Genomic DNA, 19,893 nt, shown 5'->3' with positions numbered 1-19,893 from the left:
ACGATCTGATATTTTACAATTGCAAAAAGTTCAAGATTGTAGGATCTTGAACTTTTTGATTTTATCTAAATAGATGTATCTCTTTTTATAAATAATGTACATATGTTCAATAGAGTCAGCATGGCTAGAGAGAGGAGACTACAACATATGAAAGAACGCTTGTGGACGAAATCATTTATTGTGATGACGCTAGCTTTACTTTTTCTATTTACTGCATTTTATATGTTATATCCAACATTACCTCTTTTTATTACACAAATGGGCGGTAACCAGCAACAGGTAGGATTAGCAATGGGGGCATTGATGTTATCTTCAGTCATATTCCGCCCTATTGTTGGTGGATTATTAGATCGATTTGGTAGACGTCCTTTTATGATTGGAGGACTGATTGTTTTTATTATTTCGATGTATATGTATAACTGGGTAGGTGGAATCATCATGTTGATGGGACTACGCGTTCTACATGGCATGAGCTGGGCAGTATCTACAACATCTATGATGACAGCTGTTACAGATATGATTCCATCTGCACGACGCGGAGAAGGAATGGGTTGGTTCAGCACTTCTATGACAGTGGCTATGGCTATCGGCCCAATGATTGGATTATTTGTGATGAAAGGTTCTTCATATCAAATCATGTTTTTGGTGGCTGTTGGTCTTTCTATAGTGGCTTTGCTGTTAACTTTATTTGCTCAAATGCCTTATAAACCACTGAAGGGTTCTCGAAAAATACAAATATTCGAAAAATCTGTTTTACCCGTAATGGTACCTATTTTCTTTCTATTTATTGCTTACGGAGGAATGACTACATTTGTACCCTTATTTGCAAATGAAATTCATGTAAATTCAGGCACTTTTTTTCTGGTCTATGCTGCAACACTTGCTTTGATTAGACCATTAGCAGGCAAACTTTCCGATCGCAAAGGGGAAACATATGTTATTATCCCTTCGCTAGTGATTACGGTTATTGCTCTAATCATACTAAGTTGTGCAACTGATCTATTAGGAGTGATCGTTGCCGCAGTATTATACGGTATAGGCTTTGGGTCTGCACAGCCAGCGCTACAAGCTATTATGATTCGTTTGGCTCCAGAAAATCGAAAAGGCGCGGCTAATGCTTTTTTCTCTACAGCTACAGATTTGGGAATTGGGCTTGGAGCTATACTTTTAGGTATAGTATCTGAACACTTGAATTATCAAGCTTTATTTTTGGTGAGCGCGTGCTCTGTAGTACTTTCGATTGTTCTTTTTATGTTGTTGGTTATTCGTTTATTAAAAATAAAAACAAATTAATTTCAAAATATTCTTTTAGTATCGTTTGTCTGATCATAAAATAAATAAATATCAAATAAGACTTATTCCTGCCGACACTCTGACAGATGAATAAGTCTTATTTTTTAGTTTTGTTTATATTTAGATAAAGGTTTGACAAATTTGTTCCAAAATACGCTGAGGGGAGTGACCACGGATGTCTTTTTGAAATACATATGAGTCATTTCGTAAGGCATTCATTATCATATCTGCTTTAAATAAAATAAGTGAATGTTCATCTTCAGTTGATACTTCTTGTAATAGATTACATAACATTTGATGAAATTGTTCATAAAGAGGGCTTTTGGTTTGGTAGCCTTTTTCACGATAATTTGAATTTTCGATCCCTGTCAGTAACTGTGCATTCTTCTCAATGAACTGGATAAATAGACCTAACAATCCGCACAAGCGCTCGTAAGAAGTCAGAGACTTATGTTGCTCCATATACACATCAATATCATTAAATAATAGATTAGTACTGTCTAGAATAAGCTCGGAACATAGCTCACTTTTATTACGATATCGGCGATATAGTGTACCCGATCCAATCTGTGCTTCTGTAGCAATCTGATTCATACTTACATGCTCCACACCATGCATTTCAAATAATTTAAAAGCGACATCCAAAATTCGTTTACGATTTTCTGCTGCATCCCGGCGTTCCAGTCGAGGGGCTTTGTTGATTTGCTCCATTATCTATCACTTCCTAAGTGTTATTCGCGAAATTTGACAAGAGGAGAGTTCTCCGTTTAAGCTTTAAGTAGGTTAAATGGAGAACTCTCCTCTTAATAATTATTTATACGAGAAGAATATGTAACCTATGAAAAGTAAACCTAATAACATTCTGTTTGTCAATGAATAACAGCCATATCATATCTATAGTCATGAAAGGAAGGTACGTATGAACTCATTTCAAAATATAACGGCAACGTCAAAACTGAATCCTTTTCGTAGTGATGCTGGTGAGGGACAATTTTCAATTTTTGCTCAATTGCGGGCGATGGGAGCTGTAATCCCGATCACTGTTCCGATGGGAAATACGAATGGTCAGCAATGGATGATTACTCGTATGGAAGAAGTATCCGAAGTTCTCAAAAATCCCAGACTGTTTACTGTCGATCAAAGTCTGATTGAAGGATTAACACCTGCTACACCTGAAATAACACCGGAAACAGATTCACCTGCACCGACTACTTTTTTTAGCGGTAAATCGATGATTTCTGTTGATGAACCAGATCATCGGCGTTTACGTAGACTGGTATCCAAAGCATTTACACCCCGATATATGGAAAGTCTGCGTCCAAGCGTACAGAAGATTGCAGATGAATTATTAGATCAAGTACAAGCGCAAGGACATATGGATATTGTCAAAGATTATGCGCATCCATTACCGATCAACGTGATCTGCGATATGTTAGGTGTACCTGTAGAAGAACGTGCTCAAGTGCATACATGGTCGACAGCGATTTCGCATGGTCTGGGTCTTGGAGTGAGAGAACCTGAAGTCGAAGCCAATTTACGTGCTTTTGGTGATTATACAGCGCAACTTGTAAAGGCTAAACGTAAACATCCAGCTGATGATCTGATTAGTCAATTGATTACGATTGAAGAAGAGGGCGATCATTTAAGTGAAGATGAGCTACTCTCTATGATTACCTTATTGATCTTTGCCGGTCATGAGACCACTTCTAATTTACTCGCTACGGGAACATTGATGTTATTGGATTATCCAGAACAATTGAACAAACTCAAAGCTGATCCTGAACTCACATCTTCAGCATTTGAAGAGTTACTTCGATTCAATGGCCCAGCTACAATGACAGGCCCTCGTTATGCTACCGAAGATACGATACTGGGTGGTCAGCAGATCCGCAAGGGGGATGTTGTGATTCCTTTACTGAAATCAGCGAATCGAGATGAACTTTTGTTCGAACATTCGGAAGAGTTGGATATTCATCGCAAAGTAAATCGTCATTTGGCTTTTGGGCATGGTATTCATTCTTGTCTGGGTGCACCTTTAGCGCGTGTTGAAGGTGATGTTGCATTTAGAACATTACTTCGACGAATGCCTAATTTACAGTTGGCTGTTCCGCGTGAAGAAGTGAACTGGCATTTTGCTTTGAGTTCTCAGAGTCTAATGACGTTACCTGTTGTATTTTGATAGTCATAATAGTGTGATTTCGCAATAAAAAGGAGTGCAGACTTGGTTTGTACTCCTTTTGTATATCTAATTATCATTAACCCCAATTAATCGTGTGCGATTGATTGGGGTTGCTTTTGGTTAAGGTATAGATAACCAATCATATTCAAATATATCAATAACATTCGAAAATGGAGGAATATATAATGAGTAACTTTGATGTTTTATTTATCGGTAGTGGTCAAGGCGCGTGGAATGCGGCAATGCCACTAAGTATGTCAGGTCAAAAAGTAGCTATTATCGAGCGCGACAAAATTGCGGGAGTATGTACGAACTACGGTTGTAACCCAAAAATTATTTTGGATGGCCCTATCAAAGTGATGGAAGATGCTCAAACATATCATGGAATCGGTATGACAAGTGAAATGAAGATCAACTGGTCTGAATTAATGGCTCATAAAAATAAAGTTCTAGATGCATTACCTGTGATGTTAGAAGAAAATTTCAAAAAAGCAGGCATTGAAGTGATCAAAGGTGAAGCATCATTTGTAAATGAAAAAACGGTTGCTGTTAACGGTCAAGAATACACAGCCGACAAAATTGTTATCGCAAGCGGTCAACGTCCAACACCACTAGATATCCCGGGCAAAGAGTACTTAAAAACAAGCAATGAATTTTTATACTTAGAAGATCTTCCAGATCATATTGTATTTGTAGGTGCTGGTTATGTATCTATGGAGCTGGCTTCTATCGCTGTCAAAGTAGGAGCGACTGTACATGTGATTCAATCATCCGATCATATTCTGAATGAATTCCATCAACCTTATGCTCAAAAATTGCTTACAAAGATGCAACAAGACGGAATTCAATTCCATTTCAATGAAAAATTAAGCAAAGTGGAACAACAAGGAGAGCAATTACAGATCACTACAGAAAAAGGTCTAACCTTAACGACCCAATTAGTTATTAATGCTACAGGACGAGTACCGAATGTAGAAAATCTAAATCTTGAAGCAGCTGGTGTGGAGTATAACAGCAAAGGTATTATCGTTGATGAGTATCTACAGACGACACAAAAAGGCATTTACGCAAGCGGAGATATTCTTGATAAAAAACAACCACGTCTAACACCAACAGCTGTATTTGAAGCGAAATATCTAGCAGCTTCTTTCTTAGGTGCTCAGACTCAAGCTATTGAATATCCACCGATCGCTACGATTGCTTTTACAGTGCCACGGATTGCACAAATTGGGGTAACGATTGAAGAAGCAGAAGCGACAGGACTTACTATTAAGCCGATTGATCTAGGCAAACAATGGGACTTTGCAGGTCGTAATGAAACAGAAGCTCATTTGAATCTGGTATATGATCAAGAGCAAAAACTTGTAGGTGCGACAGCATACAGTCAGGAAGCACTTGAGATTATTAACAGCTTAACTCCTATTATCACATTAGGATTAACCTCTAAAGAGGTAGACAAATTGATCTACGCATTCCCTTCTTTTGAAACGATGATTCCAAGATACATGCAAGAAACGAAATAATGTATAACACAAACACCCCTACTTTGAGAGCAGAGTAGGGGTGTTTTGTGTACGCACTATATTAATGTATTCAGATGAAAGATGGTTTTTCTAGTGATCCTTTAGATATCATCGATCATATCACTACGATTGAATTTGTGTAATGATTCTTCGGTGTTCTTCATATGATGTTTATAATCGATTTTGTACATACAACCATAGATCACATTGAGTACATATTCGAGTGCAATCTGTGAGGAAAAGGTGCCGATCTTCGCTAGCTTGACTTCATCGTCAGGAAGCTCAATACAGATCGTACTGGATCTAGCTAATTCGCCTTGATGATTCGCTGTAATCGTAACCCAAGGAATCTGTTCCTGCTGTAAGTAACGAGACACTTTGATATAGCTAGGTGAATTGCCATGATACGTTAAAAATAGTGCACAATCACGAGGAGTCACATTCAGTGTATGATGCGCCCATTCGGACAGCTCTGTGGCAATCACAACATACTTATTGATTTTAAATAGTTTATTTTGAAAACTTTTGGCACGAATCTGTGAATCGCCTAGAGCATAAATAAAGATGCGTTCCGCTTGATCTAGTAACTCTGCTGTCTGTGAAAGTGACTTATCCTCGATTAAAGCCAGATTTTTATCAATCGTATTCTTCATTAGATCAGCGATTTCTTTAGCGATCTGTAGTGAAGATTCGCCCAGATTAAAAGGATAATTCACATTCACTTCAGACTCTTGTCCTTGCTGTTGTTGAAATTCGCGTGCTAGACAGATCGTAAATTCTTTGAAACCAGATAATCCCACCTTCTGTGTTAAGCGATGGATTGCCGAGTGAGAAGTATATGTAGCTTTGGCTAATTGCTGAATATTCAAATGAAGCATCTGTTCTTGATGAGTCAAAATATACGCAGCAATACTTTGCTCATTGGGTGTAAAGTGATCCATCTCCGCTAATTGTGAAAGTAATCTCAAAAACTCAACTCCAGTTCTTACAAAATACTTATATGGTATAACATTTTAGGATATGAATTGAACATTTTGTTCAGAAATTGTCGGTGATGTAGGCTAATAAATGGTCAAATATCCCGTTATGTGTCTGTTTTAATTATCTTGTGGATTCTTCTTTTATAATAAAGAAACATGTATATGAATAACCAGTCAATCATGGGCAATACGCAATAATCTCTCTATGCAATCTACACCGATAATAGCACAGATAGGAGGAACGATCATCAATCAACCAAAAGCATAAACATATTAGAACAAGAATAGAGAGGGTTATATGATGAAGTTAGGGATTGTAGGATCAGGAATGATTGTTGAAGATGTACTTAGCTTTATTAAAGATATTCCAGCGATTCGTCTACAAGCGATCTGTGCGAGAGCAGGTCATGAAGAGAAATTAGCCCAGTGGCAAGTTCAGTATCAGATCGCTCAGGTGTATATAGAGTATGATCAATTGCTTGCGGATCAGCAGGTAGATACCGTTTATATTGGACTGCCTAATCATCTGCATTATTCTTACGCCAAGCAAGCATTAGAACAAGGCAAACATGTGATTTGTGAGAAACCTTTTACATCGAATCTACAAGAGTTGCTAGAACTTAAAGAAATTGCTTTGCGTCAACATTTGGTACTGGTTGAAGCGATCTCTAATCAATATCTCAAAAATACGATAGCGATCAAAGAGCAATTAAAGACACTAGGCGATATCAAAATCGTACAGTGTAATTATTCTCAATTCTCGTCACGTTACTCCAGGTTCAAAGCAGGGGAGATGTTACCCGCGTTCAATCCTGCGATGTCAGGCGGAGCGTTAATGGATATCAATTTGTATAATATCCATCTAGTGGTTGGTTTATTTGGAGTTCCCAATGTAGTACATTACCATGCCAATATAGAGCGTGGTATCGACACCTCAGGTATATTGCTACTGGATTATGATCATTTCAAATGTGTATGTATAGGTTCCAAAGATACGAATGCACCTAATCAAACGCATATTCAAGGCGATCAAGGTTATATGACGATTGAAGGTTCGACTAATATCATGGATCATTTCGATTATGTCGCCCATTCAAAGCCTGCTGTACGAGTAGATGTCAAAGACCATCCTCATCGTATGTATGATGAATTTGTCGAGTTCGAACGGATCATTCAACAACAAGATTTGCTCAAAGTGTCTGAAATGCTTGATCATAGCGAGAAAGTAATGAATGTAATTGAACAAGCCAAATCTTCTGCTGGACTTGTATTTGGCGCAGATGTATAAGCCTCTCAAGCCATAATGATGTACTCCTAATATCACCAACAAGTCAAAAAGAGTACCGATCCTTGAATTTCAAGATCGGTACTCTTTGATTTTGTTCAAATGTATTCAATTGGAGTTGATTTGCTTATAGAGGCGTTCCTAATCGATATATTCACATTTGAAATTTGAAAATACAGCGGGATGACCTGCTTGTTGATGAGTAGCATACAATCCAATCAGCACACCTGTAAATCCTCCGGCAACTTCTGAAGACAGATACTTGGTCTGAGCTGTTCCTAGTAGAATTTCTTCACCTTCGATAACAGTAAAAAAGTGATAACAGGTCGGTTCAGCTTTGATAAGTAGTGAAGCACTATTACTTGTTAATACAACTGTTTGCTGTACCGATTTGATATCTTGCGTGTTGAGACGTTCGATCACTTCATAGTGATCCTGTTGCCCACGTATCGCTAACTCATAATGATGATGTTCATCCATATACAACGTTATGCCTGCTTCTCCATCGGTAATCTCCACATCACAAGTGATCACTGCACGGAAATCTTTTTGACGTAGACCGATAAAGGTTGGAGAGAGGGGGTGATCCAGTGTAATATCAGTTCCTGTTAGCATCAGACTATGATCAGTGAATTGATAGTTTTCAGTCTGCGGGAAGCGAAGATAACACCAATCGAGATTCCAATTCGTATTTTCAAACGTGAATATCCGCTGCTCATGTTGAATAATATCATTTGATATCCGATCGGTCTCAAAGCTAGATCGTGTTGTCCCATTATGCCCGGCGGTAAACCAACCTTCTTCATCAAATGTCACCGGCGTAAGAAAGACTTCACGTCCTAGATGATGATACGTCAACCATTGACCGATCTGACGAAATCCCAGATGATACAACCACCAATTCCCATTATTATCTTCGATCAGATCTCCATGACCCACAGCCTGTAATTCATAACCACCTAGATTGCGATTGGTTAAGACGGGATTATGTGCATAAGCTTCAAATGGACCTGACACAGACGTTGATCGTGCATAGGTCGCCATATGACCATATTCTGTACCACCTTCAGCTACGAGCAGATAATACCAATGGTTGATTTTGTACATATGTGGACTTTCAATATAGCGACCCCCTGAACCTTGCCAGATCATACGACTAGGTGTTAGCTTTTCACCTGTAGTGATATTAATCTGACACTGGACTACACCATGAATACCATTTTCATCTTGTCCATTACTCATAAAATACGTCTGATCTTCTTCAAAATACAAATCAGGATCAATACCGCCTTGATCCACTTCAATAGGCTCAGACCATTCCCCATAAATATCATCTGTCCAGACAAAAAAGTTCTGACGTGTGCTGTCATTGGTCGTTACCATATAGAATCGACCCTTATAATGACGTAGAGTAGGAGCGAACACACCTCCTGAACTTTTCACTTCACCTAGATCCACTTGAGTCGTACGAGTTAGACAGTGACTGATCTGCTTCCAATTGATTAGATCTTGGCTTTCAAAAATCGGTACACCGGGAAAATACTGAAAAGTACTGGTTGCTAAATAATACGTATCGCCTACTTTACAGACACTTGGATCAGGGTAAAAGCCTTTAATAATAGGATTATTATATTTCATAATAGATCACCTATGTAGAATGGATCACCAGCGTAACCATCGTACAGTTTCCTTTCCAGAGTAATATGACAGACTGATCATAGCATGATTACGCTTTCAAAAAAAGAAGATAAGGCATACTGCCTTATCCGTTCATTTGTTCTACCTTGTAGAGTTCTATTATAGGGTTAGACGCTCTGTATTCTACAGGAGACATACCGAATTGATTACGGAACACACGGTGGAAATAAGAATAACTGGCAAATCCACATGTCTCTGCAATATGTTCAAGTGTCATTTCGCTATATTGAATTTGCTCAATTGCAGCTTTGAGACGAATTTCAATCGCATATTGGATCATCGTTTTCCCATAATGTTCTTTAAATAATTTGACGGCTCTTGAAAGGCTAAGCCCTGCATATCTGGCGGCTTCTTCTAATTTAAAAGTCACTGTAGCATGTTCTTCGATAAACCGCTTTAGCAAAAGGGTTGCTGAGCCTTTACGATTCATTTGTACTGTATCGCTAATCGCACGATCAATATACAGACACAAGCTACGTAACAGTACATCTTCTAATTCAGTATCTTCTTCAGGAAGACCGCGCCGCTTTTCCAATAAAAGATTGTGCCATAATCCGATCAATTTACTTTCGGTTCCAATAGAGTATACAGTAGAGCGTGGTTGGCGTTGCCACCATTCATCGATCCATGTGCCTTGACAGAACAAGTAATAATCACCGCTAGATAATCCATCTTTTTTAGCCGGTTCTTGTACAACCAGATGATAATCATCTCCCGGTTTGAGTAACAGCAAATCGCCACTTTTTAATACATAACGATTTCCACAGGTGAAAGCTTCACAACTGCCCTCTGTCTGTAAGCGGAAAATGTAATGTTGTAATCCACTTTTTATATGATGATTGAATGCTTTGTAATGATATGAATGATCACAGATCAAAAGAGATGTGTCCAAAATAATCCCCCTAGCTAAAAGTTGAGCAAATAGTTCATGTTTTTACGATATTGTGTATGTTCATTTTAGCGTGTCTTGTTCTAAAATAATAGATGAAAGATAACTCTTACACATAGAATAAAAATAATCCAAAGAGGTGCTTTTGACATGACAACATTAAATATTGGTCTGCAATTATTTACACTCCGTGATGAGACAGCTAAAGATTTCCCGGGAACGTTACGTAAAGTTGCTGAGCTTGGCTATCAAGGTGTAGAATTTGCAGGTTATGGCGATATTCCGGCTGAAGAAATGAAGGCGCTTTTAGACGAACTTGGACTCAAAGGATTCAGTAGCCATGTTCCTTTACAATCGATGCGCGATAATTTGCAAAAAGAAATCGATTATTTAAAAGTAATCGGTGCTCAGTATATGATCTGTCCTTACATTATGCCAGAAGATCGTCCGCAAAGCAGTGAAGAATGGGGCGCATTATTTACAGAGTTACAACAATTTGGTGCAGAAGCAAGCAAACAAGGATTAACGTTTGGTTATCACAACCATGATTTTGAATTCCACGGTGCATTCAAAGACACGAACGCCTTTGATGGTATGTTTGCTGAGACGACTCCAGAAGCTGTACAAGTAGAAATGGATGTATGTTGGGTACAGTTTGCAGGACAAGATCCGTTAGAATATATTCAAAAATATGCAGGACGCTTGCCACTTCTTCATCTTAAAGACTTTGACAAAGATGAGCAGGGTCAAATGAAAACATTAGAATTAGGACAAGGAATTGTAAACTTGCCACAAGTGATTGAACAAGCAGGTAAAGCAGGCGTACAATGGCTCATCGTAGAACAAGATGTGTGTCAGAATCCACCACTTGAAAGCGTGTCCAACAGTTATAACTGGCTTAAACAAAATTACTTAAATTAATCGAATATCTGTCATTACACATACATCCAATCGATATCCAATAAAAGGAGACTATTATTTATGAATAAGATCAAAGTAGCTGTATTTGGTTGCGGAGCTATCGCTCAGCGCAGACATATTCCAGAATATGCAGAAAATCAACATGTCGAATTGGTCGCTTTTGCCGATCCTAACCTTGAACGTGCACAAGAAATGGTTGAACTATACGGCGGTAAAGCGTATGCAAGCTATGAAGAAATTTTGGCTAACGAAGATATCGATGCAGTCAGTGTATGTACACCGAACTATTTGCATGCTCCAATGACGATTGCAGCGGCTAATGCCGGTAAACACGTATTGGTTGAAAAGCCGATGGCTTGTTCGATTGAAGAAGCAGAGCAAATGATCGAAGCTGCTCACAAAAATAATGTATATTTGATGGTTGGACATAACCAGCGCTTAATGCCTCCTCACGTGAAAGCGAAAGAAATTTTGGATTCTGGCAAATTAGGTAAAGTCCTAACGTTCCGTACCTCTTTCGGACATCCAGGTCCTGAAGCATGGAGTGTAGACGGAGCAGATAGCTGGTTTTTCCGTAAAGAAGAAGCTATTATGGGCGCAATGGGCGATCTAGGCGTACACAAATCCGATTTTATCCGTTACTTGTTAAATGATGAAGTAGCTGATGTTGCTAGCTTTATTGGCACATTGCACAAAGAAGGTACAGAAGTTGATGATAACGCAACTTGCTTGTTACGTATGAAGAGCGGAGCAATCGGAACACTGGTAGCAAGTTGGACACAGTACAAAGGTGGAGACAACAGTACAATCTTGTGGTGTGAAAATGGTGTGATGAAGATCGGTACTGTGGAAGGTAACGAAGTCATTGTAGAATTAACAGATGGAACAGTAGAAACGTACCAAGTAGGTATGATGTCTACCAATGAGAAACAAGTTCCAAGTGGCGTTATTGATGCATTTGTAGAGTCTATTACTACGAATACACCTCCTACAATTTCTGGCGAAGAAGGTTTGCGTGCCGTTAAAGTGATTTTAGGTGCTTTTGAATCACAGAAAACAGGACGTGTCGTACAATTGTAATCTTTTAGTAAATAGTGCAGAAAGACCGTGACTTCTCTATAGAAGCTCGGTCTTTTTTTATATTTAACTACGTAGAACTACATTCTTAGTTATTCATTTGTTTATATGGAATAGAAATACAAACGTGACTACAACAAAACTTCTATATTTAGGGGGCATAGAAAAAGAACTTCAAAATAATAGTTGACTGATCGTTCTTAAATACACTATACTTTATTCATTGGGAACGATCATTCTCGAAAGAGTTTACTTTTAACTTATTCATAAAGTATTCGTAAGAAATTATTTTTTTAACCAATTGAGAACGATCATTCTATATGAGGAGTAGTGAAAAAATGGATATTTCAAAACAAGTTGTTATCGTTAGTGGTGCTAATCGAGGTTTGGGTAAACAGTTGGCTCTTGAGCTTTTGGCAAGAGGAGCTAAAGTATATGCAGGAGCAAGAAATCCAGAATCTGTCGATCTACCAGGAGCTATTCCATTACAATTGGATATCACCAATCCTCAATCTGTAATGACAGCCACTGAAATCGCAAGTGATGCAACAGTGCTTATCAATAATGCAGGGTCATCAACAGGAGCTTCTTTATTAACAGGCAGTTTAGAAGATATTCATATCGAATTTAATACTCATGCGTTCGGAGCCCTTTCGATGATTCGTGCATTTGCACCTGTTATTGAAAAAAATGGCGGAGGTTCAATCCTAAATATCTTATCTGTATTGTCTTGGGTTAGTACAGGTCAAGAAGGTGCATATGCTGCTGCCAAAGCTGCTGAATGGGGATTAACGAATGTGTTACGTCTTGAATTAGCGCCTAAAAATATTAAAGTCGCTGGATTACACGTAGGCTTTATGGATACCGATATGACTACTCATGTGGATGCACCAAAATCGTCTCCACAAGACATTGCTAAAATCGCAATTGATGGAATCGAAGCTGATCTTTACGAGATTATTGCTGATTCTATCAGTCAACAAGTGCAACAAGGGCTTGCTGGAGGAGTTCCTGCTCTATATCCACAACTATTTCAATAAAATCGGATCGTTAATCTATCAATACATTTCCTATTCGAAGCTTTCTTTACTTAACGTTCTCAATATGTTACATTCTTCGTATTGGGGGGAGTTTTGTGTCAAGAAGCAAAGAATTTGACGTTAATGAAGTATTAGATAAAGCTATGATTTTGTTTTGGGAACAAGGTTATGAGAAAACATCGATGAGTGATCTAGTCACACATATGGGTATTCATCGTAGAAGTTTATATGATACATTTGGTGATAAGCACTCACTATTTCTGCAAGCAATCACTCGTTATATGGGCAAAGTGCAAGCGAATCTCACAAGTGAAATCAAGCCGTCCCAAACGGCAACAGAAGCATTATATGCTATTTTTCAATTTATGGTTACAGATCAAGAGGATTTGCCATCCGGTTGCTTGTTAGTCAATTCAGTAACAGAACTGGCTGCCCGCGATGCAGAAGTAAATGCCAAGTCGATCGAATCATTTAAAGGAACAGAAGATATGCTTGAACAGATTATTCTGTGGGGTCAACAGGATGGCGAATTCACTACCAAACAGAGTGCTAAAGAACTAGCCGAATATCTGCATACCGTGTCGATCGGTATACGCGTGATGGGAAGATCTTCTGTAGACAAAGCCAAGTTATTGCATATCGTAGATGTATCTATAGACTTATTAAAAAGTTAACATTATATATTAATAAATTATTTATACATTTAAAGTCGCTCATGCAGCGGCTTTTTTTGCGTTATACGGGTCATAATATTCACCTCTAAAGGCATTAAGAGAATTAGGCAATCATTTAAGATAATCGGTATATTAAGATAAGGGTCTTATGAGTCATAATAGTCATATGGGGAAAGATACTATGACTTACATCAATACAAAGAAAGGATGTAGATATATGGATAATCATTATACTCATGAGAAAATGTTCCCAAATAATTTATCACCTTTAGCGCAAACAGATCCTGAATTTATGGAGCGGTTTGAACATTTTGCATACCATGAAGTAGTGAATCAAGATGATCTGGATGATCGTACTCGAATGATGGCGATCATCGCTACATTAATCGGATGCCAGGGAATCGATGAATTCAAAGGTATCCTTCCAACTGCCCTTCATGTAGGTGTCACTCCTATAGAAGTCAAGGAAATTGTATATCAGTCTGTAGCTTATCTCGGCATAGGACGTGTTCTACCGTTTTTACATGCTACTAATGATATTTTGACTGCGCAAGGTGTAGAGTTGCCTTTGCCTTCTCAATCAACTACTACTATCGCCAATCGTTTAACAGCAGGTATTCAAGAACAGGTAGATATTTTTGGTGACCACATGCAAGACTTTTGGAAATCAGGTGCGGAAGAAACTCAGCATATTAATGAGTGGCTAGCAACTAATTGCTTTGGCGATTATTATACTCGAACAGGTTTGGATCATTTGCAAAGAGAAATGATTACGTTTTGCTTTCTAGCTGCACAAGGAGGTTGTGAACCTCAATTAATCAGTCATGCGACCGCTAATATGAGGCTCGGTCAGAATAAATCTTTTCTGATTAAGATCATTTCTCAGTGTCTTCCTTATATCGGGTATCCACGTAGTCTCAATGCGCTACGATGTGTAGAAGAAGCCTCTCAGAAATCAGAATAACGAGATCGATGATTCGTTTGCAGTATTTGATTGTAACTACTATATAGAACCATAAATAGAAAGTAGGGATTGATGATGGAAAATGAACAATTACAAAACAGTACTATTTTTCCTTTAGGTGAAAAAGTAAAAGCCAACTTTGTAGGCGATGCTTATTTGCAAATGGTCTTTACAGATGCGACTCCTTTAAATACAGCGATTGGTAATGTAACCTTCGCTCCGGGTGCCCGTAATAACTGGCATTCCCATCATGTGGGTCAAGTGTTATTAGTCACTGGTGGTAAAGGATGGTATCAAGCCGAAGGACAGCCTGCTCAAGCGCTTCAGACCGGTGATGTTGTGAATATTCCAGCTCATGTAAAACACTGGCATGGAGCAACTAAAGACAGCTGGTTTGTTCATTTAGCGATGACTCCAGGAGAAACCGATTGGCTAGAGCCGGTAGAAGATGAGTGGTTCAACCGTTTATAATACAACAATCTTATAAATTGCTACTGTACAAAATAGAATTTCAAAATCATAGATGAGGTGAATCAATATGGAATACGTAACATTAAATAATGGAGTTAAAATGCCGATTTTGGGATATGGTGTGTATCAAATTCCCGATCAAGCAGAATGTGAACAATGCGTACTGGATGCTATCAGCGTAGGGTATCGTTCAATTGATACTGCTCAAGCTTATAGAAATGAAGAAGCGGTTGGTCGTGCAATTCAGAAGAGTGGAGTGCCTAGAGAAGAATTATTTATCACCACTAAAGTCTGGATTTCCAATGCAGGTTATGAAAAAGCGAAAGCTTCTATAGACGAATCTCTTCGCAAGCTTCAATTGGATTATCTGGATCTACTGTTAATCCATCAACCGTTTAACGACTATTATGGGACTTACCGTGCTATGGAAGAGTACTATAAAGCAGGCAAAATCAAAGCGATCGGAGTCAGCAACTTCTATCCTGACCGCTATATTGATCTGGTGAAATTTGCTGAAGTGGTACCTGCGGTAAATCAAGTCGAGACCCATGTCTTTAACCAACAAGTCAAAGCGAATGAAATTATGAAAAAATACAATACACAGATTGAATCGTGGGGTCCTTTTGCAGAAGGTAAAAATGATCTATTCACTAATCCTACTTTACAAGAAATTGGGGAGCAATATGGTAAATCGACTGCTCAAGTTGCCTTACGCTTTTTGATTCAACAAGGGATAGTCGTCATTCCCAAAACGGTTAACAAAGAGCGAATGGAACAAAACTTTAACGTGTTTGATTTTGAATTAAGCGCGCAAGATATGGAAAAATTAATCGCTTTAGATACAGAGAAAAGTTCATTCTTCTCTCACTCTGATCCAGCAACGGTTGAAATGTTAACCGATTATGCTAAAAAGGGATTGGAATAAGATCAATACTAACAGCATGCATAGTTATAGCATCGGATAACGTACAGAAGCTAGTAGAGTTGCTTTTAAAAAGCACTTTACTAGCTTTTTATGTATACCTATTAGAAAGAGTATTATAAAATAGACTACAATTGATGTTTTTACGACAACTGTCTATAATTTATAATCAATGTGTTGCATGTGTATTGTGAATGATATAGAGAAGGATGTGTTGAGTTCTGATTGTTAAAGTAGATCGAAGAGTACTGCGCACCCAAGAAGCGATTAAGAAATCACTTTTGGAACTGATGTCAGAAAAGAAATTCGATAGTATTACGATTCAAGATATTGCAGATCGAGCCAATATCAATCGTGCTACAGTGTATCTTCATTATCTGGATAAATTTGATCTGTTGGATAAAATGATTGAGGAGCATATTGTGAATATGTCTACGATCTGCGAGACAGAAGCTGATCTCGACTGGTTCGAATCCACAGTACACTGTATCGAATACTTAGAAGAAAATTATTTATTCTTTTCGACTATGTTAGCGAGTGAAGGAGCTTCTTTTTTCCGTAATCAATTTGTAGAACATAATATTAAAGAGTTCAAAAAAGATATCGATATCACTACAGGAAAAAATAAAGGGCAGAATGAAGAAATCCTTGCCGAGTTCGTAGCTAATGCTTATGTTGGCGTAGTGGAATGGTGGATCAAAAATGAGATGCCTTACTCACCTAGAGAAATGGCAGAAAAAGTAGGCGATCTATTGGAAAGAGTTGTAGAATCTTAAATCTAGGGCTCTAGCATAATAACTCATCACATCAAAAAGAACGACTCCATATAGGCAGTCGTTCTTTTTTGTCGTAGAGACGTAACGGAGTAACAAAGTTGAAGCTAATGAATGACTTGATTACGCTTTAATAGTCCCCACAATTGATCAGATATCTCATCAGGTGACTGAGGCATCTGATTGACAATCCACCATTCGATCGTGCCTACAAAAGCAGAAGCCATAAAATGAGTAATAAATTCTTTATTATAGGGTTTATTATCATCTTCCATATTAATATGCATTCTAATATTCTCGATCACAATATCCAGTAAGCGCTGACGGAAAGTAGGAACCCCTTTATTCGCAAACATAGAAGCATAGAATGTATAGTGTTCTTCAAAATAATGAACAATCGGGAGCAACGAAGATTGTAATAGATCGATCGTGTCTCCATTAGCATCAATGGTTGTACTTACCATACTCATTTTATTCAAGTAGACCTCGATACACCGATCCAGTAAATCATATTTATCTGTGTAATGAAAATAGATCGTCCCTCGATTTACATTAGCTCGCTCAGCAATTTCATTGATTGTAATCTCTTCGAAATTCTTTTCCGCAATCAAAGAAAGAAACGATTGAAAGATAGCATCCTTTGTTTTGACGATTCTTCGATCTACTTTTGTACTCATGTCTATTCCTCCATTCCAAGATATCTAACAGATCGATGGCTTCTGTTGAATATCCTACAAAAAGCGCTAGATTAACGATTGAACGTATTCCAATACTTCTTATAATAAGCAATAGGACGTACATCTGCAAAACAAATATACCATTTAAAGGAGGGTGACATCATGTCACTAAAACGTTTAGAAGCCGTATCCGAATTAAGAAGCTTGGTCGATGATTATGCCATTTTAACTGATGAGAAGAAGATTTCAGAGCAAATGAATTTATTTACACCTGATGCGAAATTTACTATTTATATAGGTGGTCAATTGATTTCAACCATCACTGGAACAGAATCATTAGAAAAAGAATTTATGACCCATGTGAATGAGATCAAGTGTTATTTTACTATCAATGGACAGCATAAAGTAACCGTGAATGGAGATACTGCCGAAGGAATCGTATTTTCGCAAATGAAAGTCATTCGAGAAGAACAGGGAGTCGATATTCTATCCGATTATAGTATTCGATATGATGACGTGTATGTACGTCAAAACGGAACATGGTTAATACAAGAACGCACAGAATACATGATTATGATTGAATCTAGACCATTACAATCTTAAACTAAAATCCTAAACAAAAGAGCTGATGGATAACTTCCTCGGCTCTTTTTTACGTTATTTTCTTATTGGTTTTAGATAGCGTTATTTTTATATGTCAGAATGTTGTTATATTGCATAGGTCATGTTATGATTATGCCGAATAAAACATTATCTTCAATTTAATACATATTTAACCTTTTTGAATTTACCCATGCGCTGATCTTCTTGGATGCGCTTTTTATATGCATGCAAATGTAAGCGTTATCAAAGTGTATTTTAATGTCTATTTTCTCGCAGGTACAAGTCTGAGTATATTCTTTGCTATACACAAAGTAACGAATATCTCAGCTTTATACCATATAAAATAACGGAGGTATTCAGATGATCAGAAAATGTTTCGGTTTGTTCCTTGCTTTCGCTTTAGTATTCAGTGTCTTTTCTACATTACCTGTAGATGCTGCAAATCGACCATTAGCCAAGCTTCCTGGTAATTCCAATCCTTTAATGGATCACAAATTAGGAGCTGACCCTTATTCATTGGTCTATAACGGAAGAGTCTATGTTTATATGTCCAGTGATACCTACGTGTATAACAGTGATGGCTCGATTAAAGAAAATGATTTTAGTTCACTTGATCGTATTCAAGTCAGCTCTTCCGCAGACATGGTCAATTGGACTGATCATGGAACAATACCTGTTGCTGGAGTAAATAACAAAAATGGTGGCAAAGGTATAGCGAAATGGGCTGGCAATTCATGGGCTCCAGCAGTAGCTACCAAAAAAATAAATGGTAAAGATAAATTCTTTTTATATTTCGCTAATGGTGGATCAGGAATTGGTGTTTTGACCGCAGACTCACCGATTGGACCATGGACAGACCCACTTGGCAAAGCGCTATTAACCCAAAGTACACCGGGCATGGCAGGAGTAACATGGCTTTTCGATCCTGCTGTTCTTTTAAATGATGATGGTACAGGATACTTGTATAGCGGAGGCGGTATCCCTAATGAATCTAATCCAGCTTCTATCGCTAATCCAAAAACAGCTAGAGTGATCAAATTAGGAGCCGATATGATCAGTGTCAATGGTAGTGCGACTACAATCGATGCTCCGTATATGTTTGAAGATTCAGGGATTCATAAATACAACGGAAAATATTACTATTCGTACTGTATCAATTTTGCCGGTACCCATCCTGCACAATATCCAGCAGGGGAGATCGGTTATATGGTAAGTGATAATCCGATGGGACCTTTTACGTATAAAGGTCATTTCCTGAAAAATCCGTATAACTTCTTCGGCGTAGGTGGGAACAACCATCATGCTGTCTTTAATTTTAAAAACGAATGGTATGTCGTATATCATGCGCAAACCGTAAGCAAAGCTCAAATTGGCACAGGAAAAGGATATCGTTCTCCACATATCAATAAATTAGTACACAATGCAGATGGCAGTATTGCTGAAGTACAAGCGAATATGGCTGGAATCGCTCAACTATCGAATATCAATCCTTATACCCGGGTGGAAGCAGAGACGATTGGATGGCAAGCAGGTATTGCTACAGAGCCTACACAAGCAAGCGGTGGCCCGATTAGCAATCTCAATGTAACCAATATTAATAATGGAGATTGGGTCGCTGTAGGTAGAGCAGACTTCGGTTCTAATGGAGCCAAAACATTCAAAGCGAATGTAGCGACGACGGGTGGAGGCAATATTGAAGTACGACTGGATAGTGACACAGGTCCTCTGGTAGGGACTTTGAAAGTAACTTCCACTGGAGGTATGCAGAACTGGAAAGAGATGCAGACAACGATTAATAATGTGACTGGTATTCATAATGTATACCTCGTATTTACAGGCTCAGGAAATGCGAATCTATTCAATCTCGATTACTGGCAGTTCGCTTCCTAATAGATCCAACTGATGTTTTACGATTGGGTCTCTG

General features: G+C 38.2%; 19 protein-coding genes. 14 read left to right on the top strand and 5 right to left on the bottom strand.

What is annotated here, in order from left to right; all coding sequences use genetic code 11:
• Nucleotides 1–147 precede the first annotated feature (147 nt).
• A complete protein-coding gene (locus PO903_RS16635) occupies nucleotides 148–1,293 on the top strand; it encodes an MFS transporter (RefSeq protein ID WP_273594014.1) in 1,146 nt (381 codons plus the stop codon).
• A 120-nt stretch (nucleotides 1,294–1,413) separates the two neighbouring features.
• Here the strand turns inward: PO903_RS16635 and PO903_RS16630 are convergent, their stop codons facing one another.
• The gene (locus PO903_RS16630) at nucleotides 1,414–2,004 is read right to left on the bottom strand and encodes a TetR/AcrR family transcriptional regulator (protein ID WP_273594013.1); all 591 of its coding nucleotides are present in this window, start codon (nucleotides 2,002–2,004) and stop codon (nucleotides 1,414–1,416) included.
• A gap of 208 nt (nucleotides 2,005–2,212) precedes the next feature.
• On the opposite strand from PO903_RS16630, the gene PO903_RS16625 reads away from it, so the two are divergent.
• Complete coding sequence (locus tag PO903_RS16625) at nucleotides 2,213–3,472, top strand: cytochrome P450 family protein (protein ID WP_273594012.1); 1,260 nt, start codon at nucleotides 2,213–2,215, stop codon at nucleotides 3,470–3,472.
• A 185-nt stretch (nucleotides 3,473–3,657) separates the two neighbouring features.
• On the top strand, nucleotides 3,658–4,995 hold the full coding sequence (locus tag PO903_RS16620) for a dihydrolipoyl dehydrogenase family protein (protein WP_273594011.1): 1,338 nt from the start codon (nucleotides 3,658–3,660) through the stop codon (nucleotides 4,993–4,995).
• A gap of 101 nt (nucleotides 4,996–5,096) precedes the next feature.
• Here PO903_RS16620 and PO903_RS16615 read toward each other — a convergent pair whose 3' ends face one another.
• Nucleotides 5,097–5,963 (bottom strand): MurR/RpiR family transcriptional regulator, encoded by an 867-nt coding sequence (locus PO903_RS16615; RefSeq protein WP_273594010.1) that lies wholly within the window; start codon nucleotides 5,961–5,963, stop codon nucleotides 5,097–5,099.
• Between the two features lie 313 nt (nucleotides 5,964–6,276).
• Between PO903_RS16615 and PO903_RS16610 the strand changes: the two genes are divergently transcribed.
• On the top strand, nucleotides 6,277–7,263 hold the full coding sequence (locus tag PO903_RS16610; protein WP_273594669.1) for a Gfo/Idh/MocA family protein: 987 nt from the start codon (nucleotides 6,277–6,279) through the stop codon (nucleotides 7,261–7,263).
• A gap of 138 nt (nucleotides 7,264–7,401) precedes the next feature.
• Here PO903_RS16610 and PO903_RS16605 read toward each other — a convergent pair whose 3' ends face one another.
• Nucleotides 7,402–8,898, bottom strand: coding sequence for a glycoside hydrolase family 43 protein (locus PO903_RS16605; protein ID WP_273594009.1), 1,497 nt, complete (start codon nucleotides 8,896–8,898; stop codon nucleotides 7,402–7,404).
• A gap of 124 nt (nucleotides 8,899–9,022) precedes the next feature.
• Complete coding sequence (locus PO903_RS16600) at nucleotides 9,023–9,850, bottom strand: AraC family transcriptional regulator (RefSeq protein ID WP_069328848.1); 828 nt, start codon at nucleotides 9,848–9,850, stop codon at nucleotides 9,023–9,025.
• 147 nt (nucleotides 9,851–9,997) lie between these two features.
• On the opposite strand from PO903_RS16600, the gene PO903_RS16595 reads away from it, so the two are divergent.
• From PO903_RS16595 to PO903_RS16560, 8 genes are all read left to right on the top strand, one after another.
• Nucleotides 9,998–10,768: a sugar phosphate isomerase/epimerase family protein gene (locus PO903_RS16595; RefSeq protein WP_069328849.1), complete on the top strand. Its 771-nt coding sequence runs from the start codon at nucleotides 9,998–10,000 to the stop codon at nucleotides 10,766–10,768.
• A gap of 60 nt (nucleotides 10,769–10,828) precedes the next feature.
• On the top strand, nucleotides 10,829–11,848 hold the full coding sequence (locus PO903_RS16590; RefSeq protein WP_069328850.1) for a Gfo/Idh/MocA family protein: 1,020 nt from the start codon (nucleotides 10,829–10,831) through the stop codon (nucleotides 11,846–11,848).
• 335 nt (nucleotides 11,849–12,183) lie between these two features.
• Nucleotides 12,184–12,885 carry an SDR family oxidoreductase gene (locus PO903_RS16585; protein ID WP_273594008.1) on the top strand — a complete coding sequence of 234 codons (702 nt, stop codon included), beginning with the start codon at nucleotides 12,184–12,186 and terminating at the stop codon, nucleotides 12,883–12,885.
• A gap of 95 nt (nucleotides 12,886–12,980) precedes the next feature.
• Nucleotides 12,981–13,559 (top strand): TetR/AcrR family transcriptional regulator, encoded by a 579-nt coding sequence (locus PO903_RS16580; protein ID WP_069328853.1) that lies wholly within the window; start codon nucleotides 12,981–12,983, stop codon nucleotides 13,557–13,559.
• Nucleotides 13,560–13,776: 217 nt separating this feature from the next.
• Nucleotides 13,777–14,523: a carboxymuconolactone decarboxylase family protein gene (locus tag PO903_RS16575; protein ID WP_273594007.1), complete on the top strand. Its 747-nt coding sequence runs from the start codon at nucleotides 13,777–13,779 to the stop codon at nucleotides 14,521–14,523.
• Between the two features lie 75 nt (nucleotides 14,524–14,598).
• A complete protein-coding gene (locus PO903_RS16570; protein WP_069328854.1) occupies nucleotides 14,599–14,994 on the top strand; it encodes a cupin domain-containing protein in 396 nt (131 codons plus the stop codon).
• Between the two features lie 67 nt (nucleotides 14,995–15,061).
• Nucleotides 15,062–15,919: an aldo/keto reductase gene (locus PO903_RS16565; protein ID WP_273594006.1), complete on the top strand. Its 858-nt coding sequence runs from the start codon at nucleotides 15,062–15,064 to the stop codon at nucleotides 15,917–15,919.
• 221 nt (nucleotides 15,920–16,140) lie between these two features.
• The gene (locus PO903_RS16560; RefSeq protein ID WP_273594668.1) at nucleotides 16,141–16,692 is read left to right on the top strand and encodes a TetR/AcrR family transcriptional regulator; all 552 of its coding nucleotides are present in this window, start codon (nucleotides 16,141–16,143) and stop codon (nucleotides 16,690–16,692) included.
• 104 nt (nucleotides 16,693–16,796) lie between these two features.
• Here PO903_RS16560 and PO903_RS16555 read toward each other — a convergent pair whose 3' ends face one another.
• A complete protein-coding gene (locus tag PO903_RS16555) occupies nucleotides 16,797–17,366 on the bottom strand; it encodes a TetR/AcrR family transcriptional regulator (protein WP_273594005.1) in 570 nt (189 codons plus the stop codon).
• A 162-nt stretch (nucleotides 17,367–17,528) separates the two neighbouring features.
• On the opposite strand from PO903_RS16555, the gene PO903_RS16550 reads away from it, so the two are divergent.
• Nucleotides 17,529–17,969: a nuclear transport factor 2 family protein gene (locus tag PO903_RS16550; protein WP_273594004.1), complete on the top strand. Its 441-nt coding sequence runs from the start codon at nucleotides 17,529–17,531 to the stop codon at nucleotides 17,967–17,969.
• A gap of 360 nt (nucleotides 17,970–18,329) precedes the next feature.
• On the top strand, nucleotides 18,330–19,859 hold the full coding sequence (locus PO903_RS16545; protein ID WP_273594003.1) for a glycoside hydrolase family 43 protein: 1,530 nt from the start codon (nucleotides 18,330–18,332) through the stop codon (nucleotides 19,857–19,859).
• Nucleotides 19,860–19,893 lie beyond the last annotated feature (34 nt).

It is taken from the genome of Paenibacillus sp. PK4536, from assembly GCF_028594455.2.
In the GTDB taxonomy this organism is placed as follows: domain Bacteria; phylum Bacillota; class Bacilli; order Paenibacillales; family Paenibacillaceae; genus Saccharibacillus; species Saccharibacillus nuruki.
This window is presented reverse-complemented; position numbering and strand designations above follow the sequence as displayed.

Excerpts from the sequence above, each read along its gene's own strand:
- PO903_RS16635 (WP_273594014.1), top strand. The coding sequence starts at position 148 with ATGAAAGAACGCTTGTGGACGAAATCATTTATTGTGATGACGCTAGCT.
- PO903_RS16595 (WP_069328849.1), top strand. The coding sequence starts at position 9,998 with ATGACAACATTAAATATTGGTCTGCAATTATTTACACTCCGTGATGAG.
- PO903_RS16605 (WP_273594009.1), bottom strand. The coding sequence starts at position 8,898 with ATGAAATATAATAATCCTATTATTAAAGGCTTTTACCCTGATCCAAGT.
- PO903_RS16585 (WP_273594008.1), top strand. The coding sequence starts at position 12,184 with ATGGATATTTCAAAACAAGTTGTTATCGTTAGTGGTGCTAATCGAGGT.
- PO903_RS16570 (WP_069328854.1), top strand. The coding sequence starts at position 14,599 with ATGGAAAATGAACAATTACAAAACAGTACTATTTTTCCTTTAGGTGAA.
- PO903_RS16565 (WP_273594006.1), top strand. The coding sequence starts at position 15,062 with ATGGAATACGTAACATTAAATAATGGAGTTAAAATGCCGATTTTGGGA.
- PO903_RS16590 (WP_069328850.1), top strand. The coding sequence starts at position 10,829 with ATGAATAAGATCAAAGTAGCTGTATTTGGTTGCGGAGCTATCGCTCAG.
- PO903_RS16550 (WP_273594004.1), top strand. The coding sequence starts at position 17,529 with ATGTCACTAAAACGTTTAGAAGCCGTATCCGAATTAAGAAGCTTGGTC.
- PO903_RS16555 (WP_273594005.1), bottom strand. The coding sequence starts at position 17,366 with ATGAGTACAAAAGTAGATCGAAGAATCGTCAAAACAAAGGATGCTATC.
- PO903_RS16610 (WP_273594669.1), top strand. The coding sequence starts at position 6,277 with ATGAAGTTAGGGATTGTAGGATCAGGAATGATTGTTGAAGATGTACTT.
- PO903_RS16575 (WP_273594007.1), top strand. The coding sequence starts at position 13,777 with ATGGATAATCATTATACTCATGAGAAAATGTTCCCAAATAATTTATCA.
- PO903_RS16620 (WP_273594011.1), top strand. The coding sequence starts at position 3,658 with ATGAGTAACTTTGATGTTTTATTTATCGGTAGTGGTCAAGGCGCGTGG.
- PO903_RS16630 (WP_273594013.1), bottom strand. The coding sequence starts at position 2,004 with ATGGAGCAAATCAACAAAGCCCCTCGACTGGAACGCCGGGATGCAGCA.
- PO903_RS16625 (WP_273594012.1), top strand. The coding sequence starts at position 2,213 with ATGAACTCATTTCAAAATATAACGGCAACGTCAAAACTGAATCCTTTT.
- PO903_RS16545 (WP_273594003.1), top strand. The coding sequence starts at position 18,330 with ATGATCAGAAAATGTTTCGGTTTGTTCCTTGCTTTCGCTTTAGTATTC.